The organism is Micromonospora sp. CNZ303, assembly GCF_004345505.1.
Genome location: NZ_SLVT01000029.1, coordinates 47,217 through 63,285, shown reverse-complemented (window position 1 = coordinate 63,285; position 16,069 = coordinate 47,217). Strand labels below are relative to the sequence as shown.

The window sequence follows — 16,069 nt, the reverse complement described above, 5'->3', positions numbered from 1 at the left end:
TCGACGCGGTGGTGCTCCGGCGGGCTCCCGAGGTCGTCACGCGCCACGACTCAGTCTCGCATCCGGATCCGACCCGGGGAAGGGAGCAGCCCGGCGAGGGGCGCGGTCCTCGTGGGCGACGAGGCCCGCGTTGCGCGACGGCCCTCAAGGTCGCCGCAACGGCGCACACCGTCGGAGGGGTCTTGTTATTACTGGCGGATTACCCAAGACCATTAAATTCACCCAGGTCAGCGGGCTCCCGTCTGGACGTGGGGTGGAATGTGAACAGTCGAACAATCGCGCGCCCGGAGCCCAGGCTCGAGGTCCGGGACCTCGGGTGGGGACAGCTGTGGGCGGGCTCCCGGCTGCTCGCCGAGGCGTACGAGAACGGCGCCATCTGGGCCGCCGCCGGCTCGCTCCCCCGGTGGCAGCGCCGGTCGGCGCTGACCGCCCTCTACCTGGCGGAACTGGTGATCGCCCAGCTGATGAGCTCGGGTATCACCCTCGCCGCGTACCGGGCCGACCGGCTCGACGGGATCCTCGTCCTCTACGGCGACGAGCGCACCACGCCGTGGTGGGGGTGGGCGCTGCGCTCGGTGGCGTGCCTGCTGGCCGGGCCGCGGGCCGTGGTGCACGCCGTCCGCATCTCCAACGCGCTGGACCGGATGCGCCCCGACAGCCCGCACGTGTGGTTCGCGGTGCTCGGCCGGAGGGTCGACTCGGTCGGCGTCGGCTACGTCCTCATGCGCGCCGGGCAGAAGCGGGCCGAGGCCCTCGGCCTACCGGGCTACCTGGAGACCTCGGCCGGCCCGGAGCAGGTGCAGATCAACGAGATGCTCGGCTGGACGTCCGTGGACGAGTACGTGCTGAGCACCGGAAGCGTCATCAAGACGATGTGGCGCGAACACCCGGGGCGGTCATGACGGCCGCCGGACTGGCCCGAGGGCTGGACACGCTCTTCGCGGTTCCGCCGGAGCACCGGCTCGGCGACGTCGACCGCGCCTCGGCGAGACAGGTCCTCGGCTGCGACGACCACACGCTCTCCACGTTGCTCGACCGTGGGCTGCCCGCGAGTGGCGACCCGGGCGAGGAGCGTTTCGACTCGCGCGACCTGTTCAACCTGGCGCTGTACTCCGGCACCGGCACGACCGTGCCGGAGCAGGCCTTCGCCTACTCGCTGCGGTGGATGCGCTCGTCGACCGAGGAGCTGCTCGCGCCCCGCGCCTCCCGGTTCGCGCTGCGGATCGCGTGTGCCGCCGACGCGTGCGGCCCGCAGCCGACCAGCATGCTGGCGCTGCCGCGCCCCGAACGCTGCGGCGGCGCGGTGCACGACCTGACGGTCGAGCCCGCCGACGGCGTCGCCGGGTCGGACGCCGAGCGCGGCGACACCGTCACCCGTACGGCGTCGCAGCTCGCCGTCACCGCCACCGTCCACACGACGGGCGAGCGGGCCGAGCTGCGCTCACCGGAGCTGCGGGCGATCGCCGCCGAGTTCGCCGCCATGGACCTGCGCTGGGTCAAGCTGCCCGAGGCCCTGCAGAACGACGTGGACCTGGTGACCACGCACGGCGTGGCGAGCTGCGACTCGGCGAGCCGGTACCTGGCCGAGCTCTGCCACCGGGCCGGCATCCCGGCGGTCACCCGGATCGGCTGGGTCGTCGGCATGCTCGACCTGGTCCACGCCTGGGTCGAGGTCGAGGACTCCGACGGGGCGACCAAGGTCATCGACCCGGTCTTCGCGCTGTTCTCCGCCACCGTGCGCGACACCAACCCGCTGCTGCGCGATCCGGCCGTCGCGCTGCGCACCAACCGACTCATCCCGACGGGCCTGTCCACGGGACGGGCCGTGGCCGCACACCGGTGCGCCGACGAGCCGTCGGCCGCCCGGCTCACCACGAAGATCCTCCCCGCACCGACACGCCCCCAGGAGGGGTCATGAGTACGACAGAGACGGTCCCGGAGTTCCTCACCACGTTCCTGCGCGCCAGATGCCCGGACATCGACTCGGTCGGGCTCGACGACGACCTCGTGGACACGGGCGTCCTGAACTCGATGCACTTCGTCGAGCTGCTCTACCTGATCGAGGCGGAGCTGGGCACGGAGATCTCCCTCGACGAGGTGAGCACGGACGACTTCCGCACCATCTCCCGGATCACGCGACGTTTCTTCACCCCGGGGCAGGGCCCCGGCGCGACACCCAAGGAGTAGCAATGTTGGAGACCCGCGTCCGCGAGGTGGTCGGCTCGGTGTTCGGTGTCGCACCGGACGAGCTGCCCGAGCGCCTGGAACCGGACACCGTCCCGGGCTGGACCTCGCTGCGCCAGATCCAGCTCATGATGGCGCTGGAGACTGCGTTCGGCATCGAGATCGACCCGAACCTGCTGCCGGCCCTCGCGTCCGGCCCGGCGATCGTGCAGTACCTCGAGGAGACGCTGGCGGTCCCGGACGGGACGGGCCGATGACGGCGTACCACCCGCAGTTGCGCACGGTGCACGACGTCGTCGCCTTCCACGCCGGGCAGCGGCCCGACCATCCGGCGGTGCACTGCGAGGACCGTACGGTCAGCTACGCGCAGCTGCACCGGTCGAGCAACCGGACGGCGCACGCCCTGCGGCGCGCCGGGGTCACGGCCGGGCACCGCGTCGCCTACCTGGGCAAGGAGTCCGAGCACTACTACGACGTCCTGTTCGCCTGCGCCAAGACCGGCACCGTGCTGGTCCCCATCAACTGGCGGCTGCGCGCCGGTGAGATCCGGCACATCATGCGCGACTCCGGCAGCACGGTCCTCTTCTGCGACGAGGATCTCCTGGACACCGTCGACGCGCTGCGGCCGGACCTGCCCGAGCTGCGTGAGGTCGTGCCGCTGGCCGGCTTCACCGGCTGGCAGGCCGACGAGGAGGGCGACCTGGACCCGTCCTGGTCCGAGGAGCAACCTCTGGCCCAGGTGTACACCAGCGGCACGACCGGCAACCCCAAGGGTGTCGTGCTGGCCCACCGCAGCTTCTTCGCGGTGCGGGACGCGCTCGCCTCCGAGGGCCTGGACTGGATCGACTGGCGGCCGGACGACGTGAGCCTGATCGGCATCCCGGGGTTCCACATCGGTGGGCTCTGGTGGTCGATCCAGGGGTTCAGCGCCGGCATCACCAACGTGTCGGTCCGGGTGTTCGCCGGGCACGAGGCGGTCCGCCTCATCCGGCGCCACGGCGTCACCACGGCGTGTGTCGTGCCGGCCCAGTTGCAGATGATGCTCGCGCCGCCCCGGCCGAAGCGGGAGGACTTCGTCTCGCTGCGGAAGATCGTCTACGGCGGATCGCCGATCTCCGAGGCGCTGCTCGGCCGCAGCATCGAGATGTTCGACTGCGAGTTCGCGCAGATCTACGGCCTGTCTGAGAGCGGCAACACCGCCGTCTGCCTGCCGCCGTCGGAGCACGTCGTCGGCGGGCCGCGCATGCAGGCGGCCGGCCGGCCGTACCCGGGCTTCGGCGTGAAGATCATCGACGGTACGGGCCGCGTGCTGCCGCCGTTCGAGGTCGGCGAGATCTGCCTGTCGACCCCGGCGCGGATGATCGAGTACCGGGGCCTGCCCGAGGCCACCGCCGCGACCCTGGTGGACGGCTGGCTGCACACCGGCGACGCCGGCTACCTGGACGACGAGGGCTTCCTCTTCGTACGCGACCGGATCAAGGACACGATCATCGTGGCCGGCGAGAACGTCTACCCGGCGGAGATCGAGAACGCGGTCTGCGCGTACCCGGGGGTGGTCGAGGCCGCCGCCGTCGCCGTGCCGCACGAGCACTGGGGCGAGGTCGTGCACTGCTTCGTGGTGACCCACCCCGACCAGCCCGCGACCGCCCGCGATCTCACCCCGTTCCTGCGGGGACGGATCGCCGACTTCAAGATCCCGGCGAGCTTCGAGTTCGTCGACCAACTGCCCCGCAACCCCAGCGGAAAACTCCTCCGGCGGGAGCTGCGCGAAAGGTTCTGGCAGCACCTCGACCGGCGCGTGGCCTGACAGCCGGCGCGGTCCCCGTCCGGCCCCCAACACCCACCCTTCGTGCAAAGGCGGATCGATGCACATTTTCCTGCGCCACAACAGCGACCGGATCGCGCTGTCGACAGGCAGCCCCAACCGGATCTCGCTCGGCTACTCGGAGGACCCGCGGGCGGTAGCGAGCCGGCTCCCCCGACGCGGTGCCGACGAGCCGAAGAACGTGCTCCTGCTGGGCGCGAACGGATACGTCGGCATGCACATGCTGCGTGAACTCCTCGGCGACGCCCGGGTGGCGACGGTCTACGCCCTGGTGCGCCGCAAGGGCGACAAGTCCGGCGAGGACCGCATCGCCCGGCAGCTGCGCAAGTACAAGATGGAGCTGCCCGACACCGGGAAGCTGTCGGTCCTGGAGGGCAGCTACCTGGAGCCGGCGATGGGGCTCGACCCCGCCGCCCACCACGAGCTGCTCACCGAGGTCGACGTGGTCATCGACGCCGCGGGGGCGACGACCCACGACTACCCCTACGCCCGGTACCGCGAGGAGAAGGTCCTGCCGACGCTCCGGCTCGCCGAGTTCTGCCTGCAGGAGCGGTTCAAGACCCTGCACGTGATCGGCTCGGTCGGCAGCGAGGTCTACCAGCAGCGGCGCGACTTCTACCGCAACAGCTTCTTCTACACCGGCTACAGCAGGATGAAGTGGGTCGTCAAGCACCTCAGCCTGCGGGCGAACCGTGACGGCGTGCCCATCCACATCTACCAGGCGCCGTTCGCGTTGGGCGGCGCGCCCACCGGGTTCAAGGACCCCGGCATGGAGTACTCGTTCTGGAACATGATCTCGCACATGCTCCAGCTGGGCCTGATCTGGGACTCGGAGGTCACCAGCCCGATCGTCGCCGGCGACGTGCTGGCCCGGTCGGTCGTGGACAACGCGTTGTCGGACGCGCCGCGGCCGATCAGCTACCCGGTGACCCCGGCGACCACCCGCGAGATCGCCGAGCGGTTCGACCTGAAGCTGGTGTCGTGGCAGGAGTTCCGGCGCGAACTGATGCGGCAGCACCGGTTCCGGCCGGGCCAGATCGACTGGTCGAAGCCGATCACCAGCATCAAGCGCGGCCGGCAGCAGTCCAAGTTCGTACGCTCGCTGTTCCCGCGGTCGTTCCACACGCTGCTGAGTAACATCCACCACGCCGCCGCCAACCCGACGACCGTGCGGCTCGACACCGACCTGCCGCCGATCGACGTCCTGGTCAACAACGCCAGGCGGATCCGCAAGCTCGGCAAGTACCTGCCCGAGGAGGCGGTGGCTCCCGTCGCCGTCGCCCCGTCGGTTCCCGCACCGGCCCCCGCCGCCGAGCCGGTGGCAGTCGGGGCCGTCTGACCCTCTCTCCTCGCGCGACAGCGACGCCGGCCGACCTGGCACCCGAGCCAGGTCGGCCGGCGTCGGCGCGTCGGCGCACAGGCAACCTGGTCGGCCACCCCCTCAGACTTTGACGGACCCGAATGCGTGGCCGGCCGCCGAATCGCCGGCAGGAATGCCCGGACAGCAATGGCCAAAGGCCCGCCGAGGCGATACGCCAGCCCGTGCACGAATGCCCCACCCGTGACCCATCGAGAGGGAATTCCTCACCACCCGGCGGCTTTGCCCGTCCCGGCACACGCGATTCCCCATCGCCGTTGAGCATCGCCCGACCGCCCGGCCTGCGCGGCGGCCCACCGGACCCGAGGAAGGTCCGACCACCCAGCCGGACGCCCGGCGAGCGCTCGTCGGCGGGCGCGGGTGCCGGTCGACACAGGGCGCCACCTGCGCGAACGCCCGCGCCGAGCCGCTGGCCGGCACGCCAGTTCCCGCCACCTGACCGCCGGCACGGCCGCCCCGTCGCGCCGTCGACCAGGTGCCCGGCGCCCCGGCCGCCGCCGGCCCTGGCGGTCGCCTCGCATCTCCATTGATTCTCGCTGTAAGACGGCCCGAGAAAGGCCGCCGACCCCTTGGCAGCGGGTCGACGCATTCGCTACCTTCTCTATTGCCGCAAGCGGGAACGGATGAAGGGAGTTGTCGTGACGGCGTGCCGCTCGGAGAATGTCTCCGATTTTCTGTCTCGGAGTCCCGGACGCCCGCCGCAGTCGACTTTCCTGCCTCGTCCGCCCGACCGATGCGCATCCTGACTGCGTTTCCGCGGCACCCAGGTTCCCCCGAACGCCCGTCCCGGCTGCAGCGGGGACGGTCCCGTCCAGGGGTGCACCGAGCCCACCGCGCCGGAGAGGAGGTACGAGCCATGGCCTTCGACATCGTGATCGTCGAGACGAACGACGTTGTGCTGAACCACGGCGCCGTCTGACGCGCCCGGTGCCGGACCCGCGTGCGGGTCCGGCACCATTCCGTTCGTCGTGCTTCGTCATGGAAAGGGCATCGGAATGCGGGTACGTCGCCGCGACCAGCTCGTCTGCCGCTGGGACAGCGATGCGCTGATGGTCGCCCTGCCCGGTCAACGGCGGTGGTTGCGGGTCACCCCCGACCTGCTGAGCCTGTTGCAGCGGCTCGACGACTTCACCGACGTCGACGAGGTCGCCGCCCAGTTCGAGGGCGAGGCCGCCGACGCCGCAGTCCAGGCGGTCCACAAGCTCCGCGAGGTCGGCATCCTCGTCGCCGACACCGACGACGCCTGCACCCCGCCCGTCTGGCAGCACTGGGGGCCGATCGCGTCGCGCATGCACACCGAGGCCCGCGACGCCAACTACCTCGTGGATTCGCCGCAACGCGACGCCACCGCCGCGCGGATCGCCGCCGACGGCGCACCTCCGGCACCGTTCAAGCGGTACCCGGACGCCCCGGCCGTGCACCTTCCCCGACGTGCCCTGCCGCTGCGTACGCCCGTGGAGGAGGTGTTCGCCGCTCGGCGCACCCACCGCGCGTTCGCCGGCACCCCGGTCGGCATCGACGCGCTCGCCACCGTCCTGTCCTGCACCTTCGCGCCCCAACGGTTCCTCGACGGCGGCGCGTTCGGCCCGCAGCAGGGACGCGTCAGCGCCTCCGCCGGTGGCCGGCACGAGGTCGAGTGCTACGTGGCCGTCCACGACGTCACCGGCGTCCCGGCCGGCCTCTACCACTACGCGCCCGAGGTGCACCGCCTCGAACTCCTCGACGCCACCGTCGACCGCGCGCGCATCGCCGCCCTGGCGTACGAGCAGGAACCCTCCTACCAGGGGGCCTTCACCTGCCTCACCACCACCGTCGCCGCCCGCCTGTCCTGGAAGTACCGCCACCCCCGGGCCTACCGGCTGTGGATGTTCGACGCCGGCCACTACGGTCAGACCTTCGCGCTGACCTGCACGGCGCTCGGCCTGGCGCCGTTCCAGACCGTGGCGTTCCACGACAGCGGCGTCGAGGCGATGCTCGGCGTGGATCCCGACCACGAGTTCGCCACCTACCTGCTCTCCGCCGGCAATCCCGCACCCGACGACGGCACCCGTCCCACCGGGCCGGGATATCCACCGCCGTTCCGCCTGGCCGCCAGCTCACACCGGTCACCTGCCGACCCGACCGCCGACCCGGAGTGAGCGCGCCCACCAGCCCCGCCACCGTCGCCGGGCGGAAGCTGAGCCAGCATCCGCTGTTCCTGCGGGTGTGGGCCAGCCAGTCCGCCGGGGCCGTCGCCGACCAGATCCTGCCGGTCGCGTTCGCGCTGTACGCCGTACAGCGCGGGGCCGGTGCCGGCACCATCGCCGTCATCCTCGCCGGCCGGGCGATCGCCCTGGTGGTCTGCCTGCTCGCCGGCGGCATCCTCGCCGACCGCGTCTCCCGGCCCCGGATCCTGTTCACCGCCGACCTGATGCGCACCGCCATCGTCCTCGGCACGCTGTTCGCCCTCGACGACCTGCCCCTGGCCGCGCTCGGCGTCGTCACCGCGCTGTCCGGCGTGGCCGAGTCCCTCTCCCGGCCGGCGATGCGCTCCCTGGTCCCGGCGCTGCTCCCCGCCGGCCTGCTGGAACGCGGCAACGCCATGGTCTCCGCCGTGCAGCGCTCCGCGACCCTTCTCGGTGCGCTCGCCGGGGCCGCGATCGTCACGGCCATCGGCATCCACGCCGCGCTGGGCCTGGCGGCCCTGCTGTTCGCGACGGGCGCCCTCGCGGTGCTGGGCGTGCGCGACGTCGCCGCCGGAGACCGGCCCCGGACCAGCGTCCTGGCCGACGCCGCGGCCGGCATCGCCACCGTCCGGCGCCGCCCCTGGGTCGCCGCCGTCATGGCTGCCGTGGCGGTCCAGCTCTTCGCCGGCACCGCACCCAGCCTGACGCTGCTGCCGCTGATCGCCGCGGACCGCCTCGGCGGCGAACTCGCCTACGGGCTCGTCCTCGCCGCTGCCGCCGCCGGCGCCCTGCCGGCCATCGTGCTGGCCGGCCGATGGCGGCCCCGGCGGCCCGGCACGGTCAGCATGCTCGCCCTCACCACCTACGCCGCCCTGCCCGCCAGCCTCGCCTTCGCCCTGCCGCTGCCCGTCACGGCGCTCTGCTTCGCGGTCGGCGGGTTCGTCGTGGAGATCTACTTCCTCTACTGGCTGTCCGCCCTGCAACGCGAGATCCCCGCCGAGGTGCTGGGCAAGACCCTCGCCCTGGACCAGCTCAGCGCGTTCGCCCTGCTGCCCGTCGGTTACGCCCTCACCGGGCCGGCGGTCGCGGCGTTCGGGATCCAGCCCACCCTCGTCGCGGCGGCCGCCCTGACCGCCGCGGCCAGCGCCGTCACGCTGCTCGTCCCCGGCGTCAGCACCTTCAGCGACCCCGCCCGTGCCCACGCCGCCGGCGCGGACCGTAGCGGATGATCCCATCGGGTACGCGGAACGGGCCGTGACCGCCTGGCGGCCACGGCCCGCTGCGCGTGCAGACCGCTGCCGGGTCAGCCCACCCGGGCCGCGGCGGCGGTGACGCCCGTGACGCCGCTGCCGGACTTCGTGACGTGGTAGGTGACGGTCGTGCCGCTCCAGAAGTGGAAGGTGAGGGTCACCCGGGCGCCGTCGTTGACCTCCGCGAAGAAGGCCTCGGTCAGCGTGATGCGGTTGCCGGCGTAGTCGGGGGCGAAGGCGACGTCGAACTCCTTGAACGACGTCCAGTTGTGCGGGCCGGCGTTGCTGCCGTCGGCGTACTTCGCCTCCATGGTGGCGAGCTGGTCGCCCCGGAACTGGGTCGGCACGGCGAACGAGGTGGTGCTTCCCGTCGCGTTCGACAGCACCGGCGGGTCGTACGTGATCACGTTGATCCGCCACGGCACCCCGGCGGAGAACCGCGCGTGCAGGGTGGCGTTCACGCCGTACGCCCGGCTGCCGACCAGCCTGGTCAGCGCGCTCGCGGTGAGCGTGAGCTGGCTGCCCGACACGGTGTAGTCGGTGCCCTGCGCCAGGGCGGTACCGCCCTGGTAGAGCCCCTGGAAGGTGGTGCCGTTCAGGTTCAGCGCGAGCGTCCTGGCGGTGATCGAGCCGGTACGCGGCACGTACACCTGGTCGGCGTAGGCCGTGCCGGAGCGAGTGGTCCAGCTCGACTTGATCTGCGTGAACAGCTCCGGGTCCTTCCACTGGAAGGTGAGCCGGTTGAAGTGCTGCCCGTTGTCCCAGAGCTGGGTGGTGATCTTCCTGGTCTTCGCGTACCAGCCGAGGAACTCGAAGAACTTGAGCTTCTCGCCCTGCTGGATGGTGCCGGTGTGCCGGTCGAAGCCGAGCAGGCCGTACTCGCCGATCACCACCGGGATGCCCTTGGCGACGAAGGCGTTGTGCACCCGGTCGAACGCGTCGGTCAGGTCCTTCTGGGTGGTGGCGTCGAACCGGGTGCCCCCGGCGACGTTCACGCTGAACGGCCAGTAGCCGTAGAAGTGCACGGTGGCGATCAGGTTGCGGTCGCCCAGCTGGGTGAAGGTGCTGGTCAGCTCGTCGATGCGGGCCTGGTCCGACGAGGTGTGCAGGGTGGGCAGGACGAGCATCCGGGTGGCGTTGTTGCCGCCGGAGCCCCGCACGATCCGGTGGAAGGACGTGTTCAGCTCGTGCAGCAGCTGGGCGTTCTGGGCGTCGCCGGAGCTGTTGGCGAACTGCGGCTCGTTGACGCTCTCGAAGTGCAGCTTCGGCGAGGCGTCCCGGAACGCGGCGGCGATCTGGGTCCACAGCGCGTTGTAGCGGTTGAGGACGGTGGTCCGGTCGGTCGGCATCGCGTTGATCCACTGCCACGAGTCGTGGTGGATGTTGATCATCACGTAGAAGCCGTCGTCCAGGGCCCAGCCGACGACCTCCTTGATCCGGTTGAGCCACGCCGCGTCGATCGTGTAAGCCGGCGCGGGGCCGTGGTGGTTGCTCCAGGTGACCGGGATCCGGATGCTGTTGAAGCCCTGCGCCCGGATGGCGTCCAGCTGCGCCTGGGTGACCCGCGGGTTGCCCCAGGCCGTCTCGTCGCTGCCGACCGCGTCGAAGGTGTTGCCGAGGTTCCAGCCGGGCTGCATCGCGGCCACGTAGGCCATCGGGTCACCGGTCGGCGGCGGCGTGGTGGGTGGCGGGGTCGTGGGTGGAGCGGTGGTCGGTGGCGCGGTGGTGGGGCCGACGCCACCGGTGCAGGTGACGCCGTTCAGCGCGAACGACGTGGGGGCGGTGTTCGCGCCCGACCAGGAGCCGTTGAAGCCGAAGGACACCGTGGCGTTGGTGCCGATGGCGGCGTTGTAGCCGACGTCGGTGGCGGTGACGTTGGCGCCGGCGGCGGTCACGTTGGCGTTCCACGCCGAGGTCACCTGCTGCCCGGAGGGGAACGTCCAGGTCAGCCGCCAACCGTTGATCGGGTCACCGAGGTTGGTCACGGCCACGTTCGCGGTGAAGCCGCCGGGCCACTGGTTGGCCGAGTACGCCACCCGGCAGCCGGCCGCCGCGTGCGCGCTGACCGCGAACGTCAGCCCGAGGCTCACCAACAGCAGGGTGAGGGCGCTGGTGAACAGGCTCAGCCGCCATCGGGGTCTTCTCGTCGTGCCTCGCATCTCGGCCATGACGCTCCTCGCCTGGGGTGCCGCTGGGACGGGCTCGCGGCGGGCGCCACCACGAACGCGGCCGCACCCGATCGCGAACCGCAGATTAAGTTTGGATTCCAAACTTTGTCAATCGGCGCACCTCTATCTGGACGAGGAGCGCGGAACGGCCGGAGGTCCGACCGCCCCGCGCCGTGCCTCACTGGTTGCGGCGGTACACCTCGATGTACGCCGCGGAGCGGTACTGCTGCTTCACGTCGTCGGCCAGCACGCCGATCCACAGCGGGCCGGTGCCGGTCTTCGAGCTGACCCTCGTGTGCGCCGGGTCCAGGGCGCCGCTGGGCAGGAACGCCGGCTGCTCCACCACGGCGGAGTGGTACGCGTCCGTGCCCCCCAGCCACCAGACCAGCACGTCCCTGGCCGCGACGTTGCGCGCGTTGTCGATCCGCCCGAGTGTCTGGTACTCGTCGGCCAGCACCTGCGGCAGGAAGTCGCCCCAGACGGTGTACCTGTGCGCCCCGAAGGTGCCCAGCGAGTAGCCGTGGCAGAAGAACCGCTGGTCACCGGTGACGGTGGGCGCCGCCCGCCACGCCTCCACGCGGGTGCCGAGATCGGTGCGTACGGAGAGGTTCATCCCGCTGACGTTGTTCGCCAGCGCGGGCTGGCGGAGGATCTGGTCGCCACTGGTCAGGTCGAACGGCTGCATGGGACTCCTCGGGCACACGTGGACGGATGTGAGCAGGGTTCGACCCTCGACCATCCGGTCACGCACGGCAAGCATGAGGTCACCAACCCGACCGGGGTCGGGACGGTCCGCGTCCCGTGGTGGTCCGACCGGCGCCACCCGACGTGGCCTCCCCGTACGGCGGGTCCTACCGGCCCACGACGGTCAGGCCGCGCCGGTCGACGATGTCCCGGGCGATCCGGCGGGCCGCGGCCGGGCCGTCGACGACGGTCACCGGACCGGCGATGGCCGTACGCCGGTGAGGTGTTTGGTGACGCGGAGCAGCACCCGGTCCGACGGCCCGGCGACGAAGGCGGCCGTATCGGCCAGCGCGGTGATCAGGGGCAGTCCGCGACCGCCGACGGTGAGCGGGGCGGGCAGTGCGGCGTCGAGCCCGGCGCCGTCGGGGATGCTGCCGCGGTTGCCGATCTCGAGCAGGCAGACGTCGTCGTCGATCACGATGGTGATGTCGACGGCGCTGTCAGGATCCGCGTGCAGTACCGCGTTGGTGCACGCCTCGGTGATCAGCACGGCGAGGTGACCACGGGAGTCCTCGGCGGCGTCGGTGAGGCTCAGCAGGGTGGTGAGTACGTGGCGGGCGCGGGTCACCGAGGACGGTCGACGCGGGAGTGACAACGTCGTGGTAACGCGCATCGCGCAGTTCCTCCTCCCCCTGGGTGACCGCGCCGGACTACTGTGCCACATCTCGGGGCGGGACGCTTCCGTGGTGATCAGCACTACCCGGAGTGGCCGCGGTGAAACGGCCGGGCGTGTCGGCGCGACGGACGCCGGCCGTCGGCGGTCCGTACCTGGGCAGCATAGGGTGAGCGGGGATCATCGGCGTGGGGAGGCTGTTGTGGCACTGCTGTTGTCGGTCCGGCCGGGCCGGGGTTGCACCGTGCTCGAGGTGCGCGGCGAGCTGGACCTGGCGACGTCCCCGCAGTTGCGTGAGGGCCTGCAACGGTTGGTCGACGCCGGTGACCGCCAGGTGGTGGTGGACCTGGCCGGGGTGGGGTTCATGGACTCCAGCGGGCTGGGCGCGCTGGTGGTGATGTTCAAGGCGTTGCGTGACGTCGGCGGTCGGCTCTGCCTCGCCGCGGTGCAGCCCGCCGTGCGCAGCGTCCTGACGGTCACGTCGGTGGACCGCGCTGTCGACATCTACGACAGCGTGCAGGCGGCCGAGGCCGATCTGCCGTCCGGGCACGACGCGACGAGCCGGTAGTCAGTCGGGCAGCGCGCCGCTGGCACGTGCCTGGTCGGCGCCGGCGCTGGTACGCCGGTCGTCGCGGTGCCCGCCGTGCCAGTCGAGGATGAACAGCGTGGCATCGTCGGCCAGGGTCGGCCCGCTGACCTCGAGCACGGCATCGGCCAATGCCCGGGCGGCCTCGCGCGGGTGCAGACCGGCGATCGACCGCAACAGGGCCGGAAGGTCCAGGCTGGCGGCATCGCGCTCCCGCATGCCGTCGGTGACCACCACCAGACGGTCGCCTGGCCGCAGCGTGATCTCGCCTGCGCGGTAACCGGTCTCGGCGAACATCCCCAGAGGGAAGTTGGCCGGTAGCGACAGCGCCCGGGTGTCCCCGTCGCGCACCAGCAGCGGCGGCACGTGCCCGGCGTTGAGCAGCGCGCACGCTCCGGTGCGCAGGTCGAGACGGCCGAGGACCGCCGTGACGAAACTGCCGGGCACGCTGGCGTGCGCGGCCACGTCGGCGTTCGCGGCGGCGGCCTGCTCCACCAGACCAGCCCCGCGGCGGCGACTGTTGCGCAGGCTGCCCACGCCCAGGGTGGCCGTCAGCGCGCTGGCCACCCCGTGGCCCATCGCGTCGGTGACGCTGAAGTGCAGCACATCCCGGGCAAGGCTGTAGTCGAAGGTGTCCCCGCCGATGCTGGCGGCGGGTTCGAGCCAGCCGGACAGGGTGAACGCGCTGGCCTCACACGTGAACGAGGCGGGCAGCAGGCGGCGCTGGATCTCCCCGGACAGGGTGAACGGCGTCGTCCGTTGCCCCCACTCGAAAAGGTCGGTGTACCGCCGGTTGGCGATCACCACGAACGCCAGCACGTGCGCCGTGCGGGCGATCTCCTCCAGTGTCCGCGCATCGGGCTCGTCCGGCAGGACCATCTCGAGCAGGCCCATCGCCTCGCCGCGCTCGGTCACCGGGGCCAGCACCGTCCACCCGTCGGGCTGCGCGAGGACCTGCACCGCCTGGGTGCGCAGCGCCTGCTCGGCGGGGCCACCGTCGAACGGCACCACCGTGGCGGCCTCGTCACCGTCCCGGCGTCCCGCACCGGCGCCGTCGAGCGGCACGTGGGTCAACCGGACCAGCGCCCGGCCGCTGAGGTCCGCGATGAGGAACGCGATGGTACGGGCCCCCAGCGCCGCGCCGAGTTCCCGCGTGACCGCCTCCACCGCCTCGACCGGCGAGGCGTTCTCCGCAGCATCCAACAACATCTGAACCACGTTCCGCCCTCGACTGCTCTCCACTGTCGGAGCCTACCGACCCGGCCGGTGAGCACCGAGCACGGCGATCCTCCCCCGCGACGACCTCAGTGAGCCGCTTCGACGTACGACGCCAGGTTGGCCAGCGAGGAGGCGATCCCGGCCTCGTGGTCGGCCTGGTCGACACCGCGTGGTACGTCCGTGGCGGTGACGGTCACCTCGGTCCCCGCACCGGTGGCGGCGAGGTGCCAGGTCATGGTCATGGTGCCCGCGTACGCCGGGTCGTCGGCCTCGAACACCGCCCGCTGCACCACCCGCTCGGGTGGCACCAGGGCGGCGAACCCGACGTCGACGACGTCCGTCGCGTCCGACGTCTTGCCGGGGCCGTCGGCGGCGTCGAGGTAGGTCAGGACCATCCGGAACCCGCCTCCGGGCCGGGGATCCCATCGCTCGATCCGCCCGCGCATGCCGTCCGGCGGCAGCCACGCCTCGAGCGCTTCCCGGTCGAGCAGGGCGCCGTAGACGGTTGCCGGTGGTGCCGCGATCACCCGGCTGGCGCGGTCGGTCCGTCCCATGACCCGATCCTAGGACCGGGCCCGCGCCGTGCCCACCCTCGTCGACCGGCCCGGAGCGGTGGGGGTCAGCTCAGCCGGGAACCGGTCAGCGTCGGGTTGCGGGCGCCGAGGAAGAAGATGCCGGGGAAGCCGCGCGTCTCGAAGCCGTTGCTCGGGTTGCGGCGCAGGGTGGAGTCCTCGATCCGCATGGTGCCGGTGCGGTCGTTGCTGACGAAGAAGACGGCCCCGCCGCCCTCGTTCGCCTCGTTGCCCTCGATGATGGTGCCGGCGATCCGGACGGTGAACTCGTTGCCGTCGCAGTAGATCGCCCCGCCGCTGCCGCCGCCCGGTGTGCCGGGCCTGGCCGGATTGGCCCCGGTGCCGACCGCCCGGTTGTCGCGCAGGACGCTGTTCAGCACCGCCCAGGTGACGCCGATGCTGCTCAGCGCGCCGCCGTTGGCGCAGACGCCGCCGTCGAACGTGCTGCCCACCACGTACACGGGCTTGTTCTCGTGCTGGCTGAGCACCCGGATGGCCGCGCCGCCCAGGTCGGGGCCGGTCCGGTCGCAGCGGTTGCGGACGAAGCGCGAGTTGACCACCTTGAACCGGCCGCCCCGGACGAAGATCGCCCCACCGCCGCCGCCCTCGGTGCGCTCGCCGGTGGAGTTGCCGTCGGCGAAGGTCAGGTTCTGCACGGTGAGCTGGGGGTGGTCCTGGTTCTGGCAGTGCGAGGTGGTCCAGCCCTGCGCGCTGTCGCAGGTGTTCATGTAGAGGATCCGCCGCTGCCCCTGGCCGCTGAGGGTGACCCTGCCCCCGCCGTCCAGCACCACCCTGGGCCCGTTGGCGTTGCGGACCTTGGCGGTGGCCGTCATCCTGATCGTCACCGGTTGCGGCCCGCAGTCGAACGTGATGACGCCGCCGGCCGCGACCGCCTTCACCACCGCGGCCGAGGTGCAGCTGGCGGCGGTGCCACTGCCGATCGTCCGGGTCCGCCGCGACGTGTCGACGGCGCGCGCCTCCGCCGGCACGGCCGCGCCGCCGTCCGGGTTGCCGGCCTTCAGCGCCGCCGCCCTCGTCGAGGGCCCCGGGCTGGCGCTCGCGGCGGGCCCGCCGAGTCCGGAACGGGCCGTCGGGGCGGCCCCGGGGCTGCTCGCCTCGGCCCCACCGGCCGGCGTCGCCGCGGCTGTCGGGACTGGCGGCGCACCGCCGTCGGAGGCGGAGTTGCCGCAGGCGGGCAGGCCCGCCCCGGCGACGGACAGGACGAGCAGGGCGGCAAGTGACTTCACACGCACCCCGTGATGCTAGGGGCCGCCCGGTCTCCGCCGTCGACGGGACAGGACCAGCGGTGACGCCCGCCGGTCTACCGGGCCCGACGAGGACGAGCCCCGGTCGATCCACCAGCGAT

The 16,069-nt window shown here is 72.0% G+C and carries 15 protein-coding genes; 9 read left to right on the top strand and 6 right to left on the bottom strand.

All coding sequences use genetic code 11. The features are described from left to right. Positions 1 to 260: 260 nt before the first annotated feature. The 8 genes from EV374_RS30410 to EV374_RS30375 all read left to right on the top strand — a co-directional run bounded on the left by EV374_RS30410 (position 261) and on the right by EV374_RS30375 (position 8,781). Positions 261 to 902, top strand: coding sequence for a hypothetical protein (locus tag EV374_RS30410; RefSeq protein ID WP_132240603.1), 642 nt, complete (start codon positions 261 to 263; stop codon positions 900 to 902). Then, positions 899 to 1,918 (top strand): transglutaminase-like domain-containing protein, encoded by a 1,020-nt coding sequence (locus EV374_RS30405; RefSeq protein WP_132240602.1) that lies wholly within the window; start codon positions 899 to 901, stop codon positions 1,916 to 1,918. The genes EV374_RS30410 and EV374_RS30405 overlap by 4 nt, the downstream gene beginning before the upstream one ends. After that, positions 1,915 to 2,187 (top strand): acyl carrier protein, encoded by a 273-nt coding sequence (locus EV374_RS30400; RefSeq protein ID WP_132240601.1) that lies wholly within the window; start codon positions 1,915 to 1,917, stop codon positions 2,185 to 2,187. Before EV374_RS30405 ends, EV374_RS30400 begins: the two co-directional genes overlap by 4 nt. Positions 2,188 to 2,189: 2 nt before the next feature. Then, complete coding sequence (locus EV374_RS30395; RefSeq protein WP_132240600.1) at positions 2,190 to 2,441, top strand: acyl carrier protein; 252 nt, start codon at positions 2,190 to 2,192, stop codon at positions 2,439 to 2,441. Next, a complete protein-coding gene (locus EV374_RS30390; protein ID WP_132240599.1) occupies positions 2,438 to 3,991 on the top strand; it encodes a long-chain-fatty-acid--CoA ligase in 1,554 nt (517 codons plus the stop codon). The genes EV374_RS30395 and EV374_RS30390 overlap by 4 nt, the downstream gene beginning before the upstream one ends. Positions 3,992 to 4,049: 58 nt before the next feature. Next, positions 4,050 to 5,348 carry an SDR family oxidoreductase gene (locus EV374_RS30385; RefSeq protein WP_132240598.1) on the top strand — a complete coding sequence of 433 codons (1,299 nt, stop codon included), beginning with the start codon at positions 4,050 to 4,052 and terminating at the stop codon, positions 5,346 to 5,348. Between the two features lie 1,034 nt (positions 5,349 to 6,382). After that, positions 6,383 to 7,525 (top strand): SagB/ThcOx family dehydrogenase, encoded by a 1,143-nt coding sequence (locus tag EV374_RS30380; protein ID WP_132240597.1) that lies wholly within the window; start codon positions 6,383 to 6,385, stop codon positions 7,523 to 7,525. After that, positions 7,522 to 8,781 (top strand): MFS transporter, encoded by a 1,260-nt coding sequence (locus tag EV374_RS30375; RefSeq protein ID WP_165947945.1) that lies wholly within the window; start codon positions 7,522 to 7,524, stop codon positions 8,779 to 8,781. The genes EV374_RS30380 and EV374_RS30375 overlap by 4 nt, the downstream gene beginning before the upstream one ends. 74 nt (positions 8,782 to 8,855) lie before the next feature. On the opposite strand, the gene EV374_RS30370 is transcribed toward EV374_RS30375, so the two are convergent. The 3 genes from EV374_RS30370 to EV374_RS30360 all read right to left on the bottom strand — a co-directional run bounded on the left by EV374_RS30370 (position 8,856) and on the right by EV374_RS30360 (position 12,327). Then, positions 8,856 to 10,970, bottom strand: a complete 2,115-nt coding sequence (locus tag EV374_RS30370) for a cellulase family glycosylhydrolase (RefSeq protein ID WP_486486043.1) — start codon at positions 10,968 to 10,970, stop codon at positions 8,856 to 8,858. 178 nt (positions 10,971 to 11,148) lie between these two features. After that, positions 11,149 to 11,655, bottom strand: a complete 507-nt coding sequence (locus EV374_RS30365; protein WP_132240595.1) for a hypothetical protein — start codon at positions 11,653 to 11,655, stop codon at positions 11,149 to 11,151. A 249-nt stretch (positions 11,656 to 11,904) separates the two neighbouring features. Further along, positions 11,905 to 12,327 (bottom strand): ATP-binding protein, encoded by a 423-nt coding sequence (locus EV374_RS30360; RefSeq protein WP_165947944.1) that lies wholly within the window; start codon positions 12,325 to 12,327, stop codon positions 11,905 to 11,907. A gap of 202 nt (positions 12,328 to 12,529) precedes the next feature. On the opposite strand from EV374_RS30360, the gene EV374_RS30355 reads away from it, so the two are divergent. Beyond that, on the top strand, positions 12,530 to 12,895 hold the full coding sequence (locus EV374_RS30355; protein ID WP_132240593.1) for an STAS domain-containing protein: 366 nt from the start codon (positions 12,530 to 12,532) through the stop codon (positions 12,893 to 12,895). Here EV374_RS30355 and EV374_RS30350 read toward each other — a convergent pair whose 3' ends face one another. From EV374_RS30350 to EV374_RS30340, 3 genes are all read right to left on the bottom strand, one after another. Next, positions 12,896 to 14,122 carry a PP2C family protein-serine/threonine phosphatase gene (locus EV374_RS30350; protein ID WP_132240592.1) on the bottom strand — a complete coding sequence of 409 codons (1,227 nt, stop codon included), beginning with the start codon at positions 14,120 to 14,122 and terminating at the stop codon, positions 12,896 to 12,898. It lies immediately after the preceding gene. 95 nt (positions 14,123 to 14,217) lie between these two features. Then, on the bottom strand, positions 14,218 to 14,685 hold the full coding sequence (locus tag EV374_RS30345; protein ID WP_132240591.1) for an SRPBCC family protein: 468 nt from the start codon (positions 14,683 to 14,685) through the stop codon (positions 14,218 to 14,220). Positions 14,686 to 14,750: 65 nt separating this feature from the next. Then, positions 14,751 to 15,956, bottom strand: a complete 1,206-nt coding sequence (locus EV374_RS30340; protein WP_132240590.1) for a hypothetical protein — start codon at positions 15,954 to 15,956, stop codon at positions 14,751 to 14,753. Positions 15,957 to 16,069 lie beyond the last annotated feature (113 nt).

Coding starts and splice junctions, on each gene's coding strand:
- EV374_RS30405 (WP_132240602.1), top strand. CDS start 899: ATGACGGCCGCCGGACTGGCCCGAGGGCTGGACACGCTCTTCGCGGTT.
- EV374_RS30400 (WP_132240601.1), top strand. CDS start 1,915: ATGAGTACGACAGAGACGGTCCCGGAGTTCCTCACCACGTTCCTGCGC.
- EV374_RS30395 (WP_132240600.1), top strand. CDS start 2,190: ATGTTGGAGACCCGCGTCCGCGAGGTGGTCGGCTCGGTGTTCGGTGTC.
- EV374_RS30390 (WP_132240599.1), top strand. CDS start 2,438: ATGACGGCGTACCACCCGCAGTTGCGCACGGTGCACGACGTCGTCGCC.
- EV374_RS30385 (WP_132240598.1), top strand. CDS start 4,050: ATGCACATTTTCCTGCGCCACAACAGCGACCGGATCGCGCTGTCGACA.
- EV374_RS30380 (WP_132240597.1), top strand. CDS start 6,383: ATGCGGGTACGTCGCCGCGACCAGCTCGTCTGCCGCTGGGACAGCGAT.
- EV374_RS30370 (WP_486486043.1), bottom strand. CDS start 10,970: ATGGCCGAGATGCGAGGCACGACGAGAAGACCCCGATGGCGGCTGAGC.
- EV374_RS30365 (WP_132240595.1), bottom strand. CDS start 11,655: ATGCAGCCGTTCGACCTGACCAGTGGCGACCAGATCCTCCGCCAGCCC.
- EV374_RS30360 (WP_165947944.1), bottom strand. CDS start 12,327: ATGCGCGTTACCACGACGTTGTCACTCCCGCGTCGACCGTCCTCGGTG.
- EV374_RS30350 (WP_132240592.1), bottom strand. CDS start 14,122: ATGTTGTTGGATGCTGCGGAGAACGCCTCGCCGGTCGAGGCGGTGGAG.
- EV374_RS30345 (WP_132240591.1), bottom strand. CDS start 14,685: ATGGGACGGACCGACCGCGCCAGCCGGGTGATCGCGGCACCACCGGCA.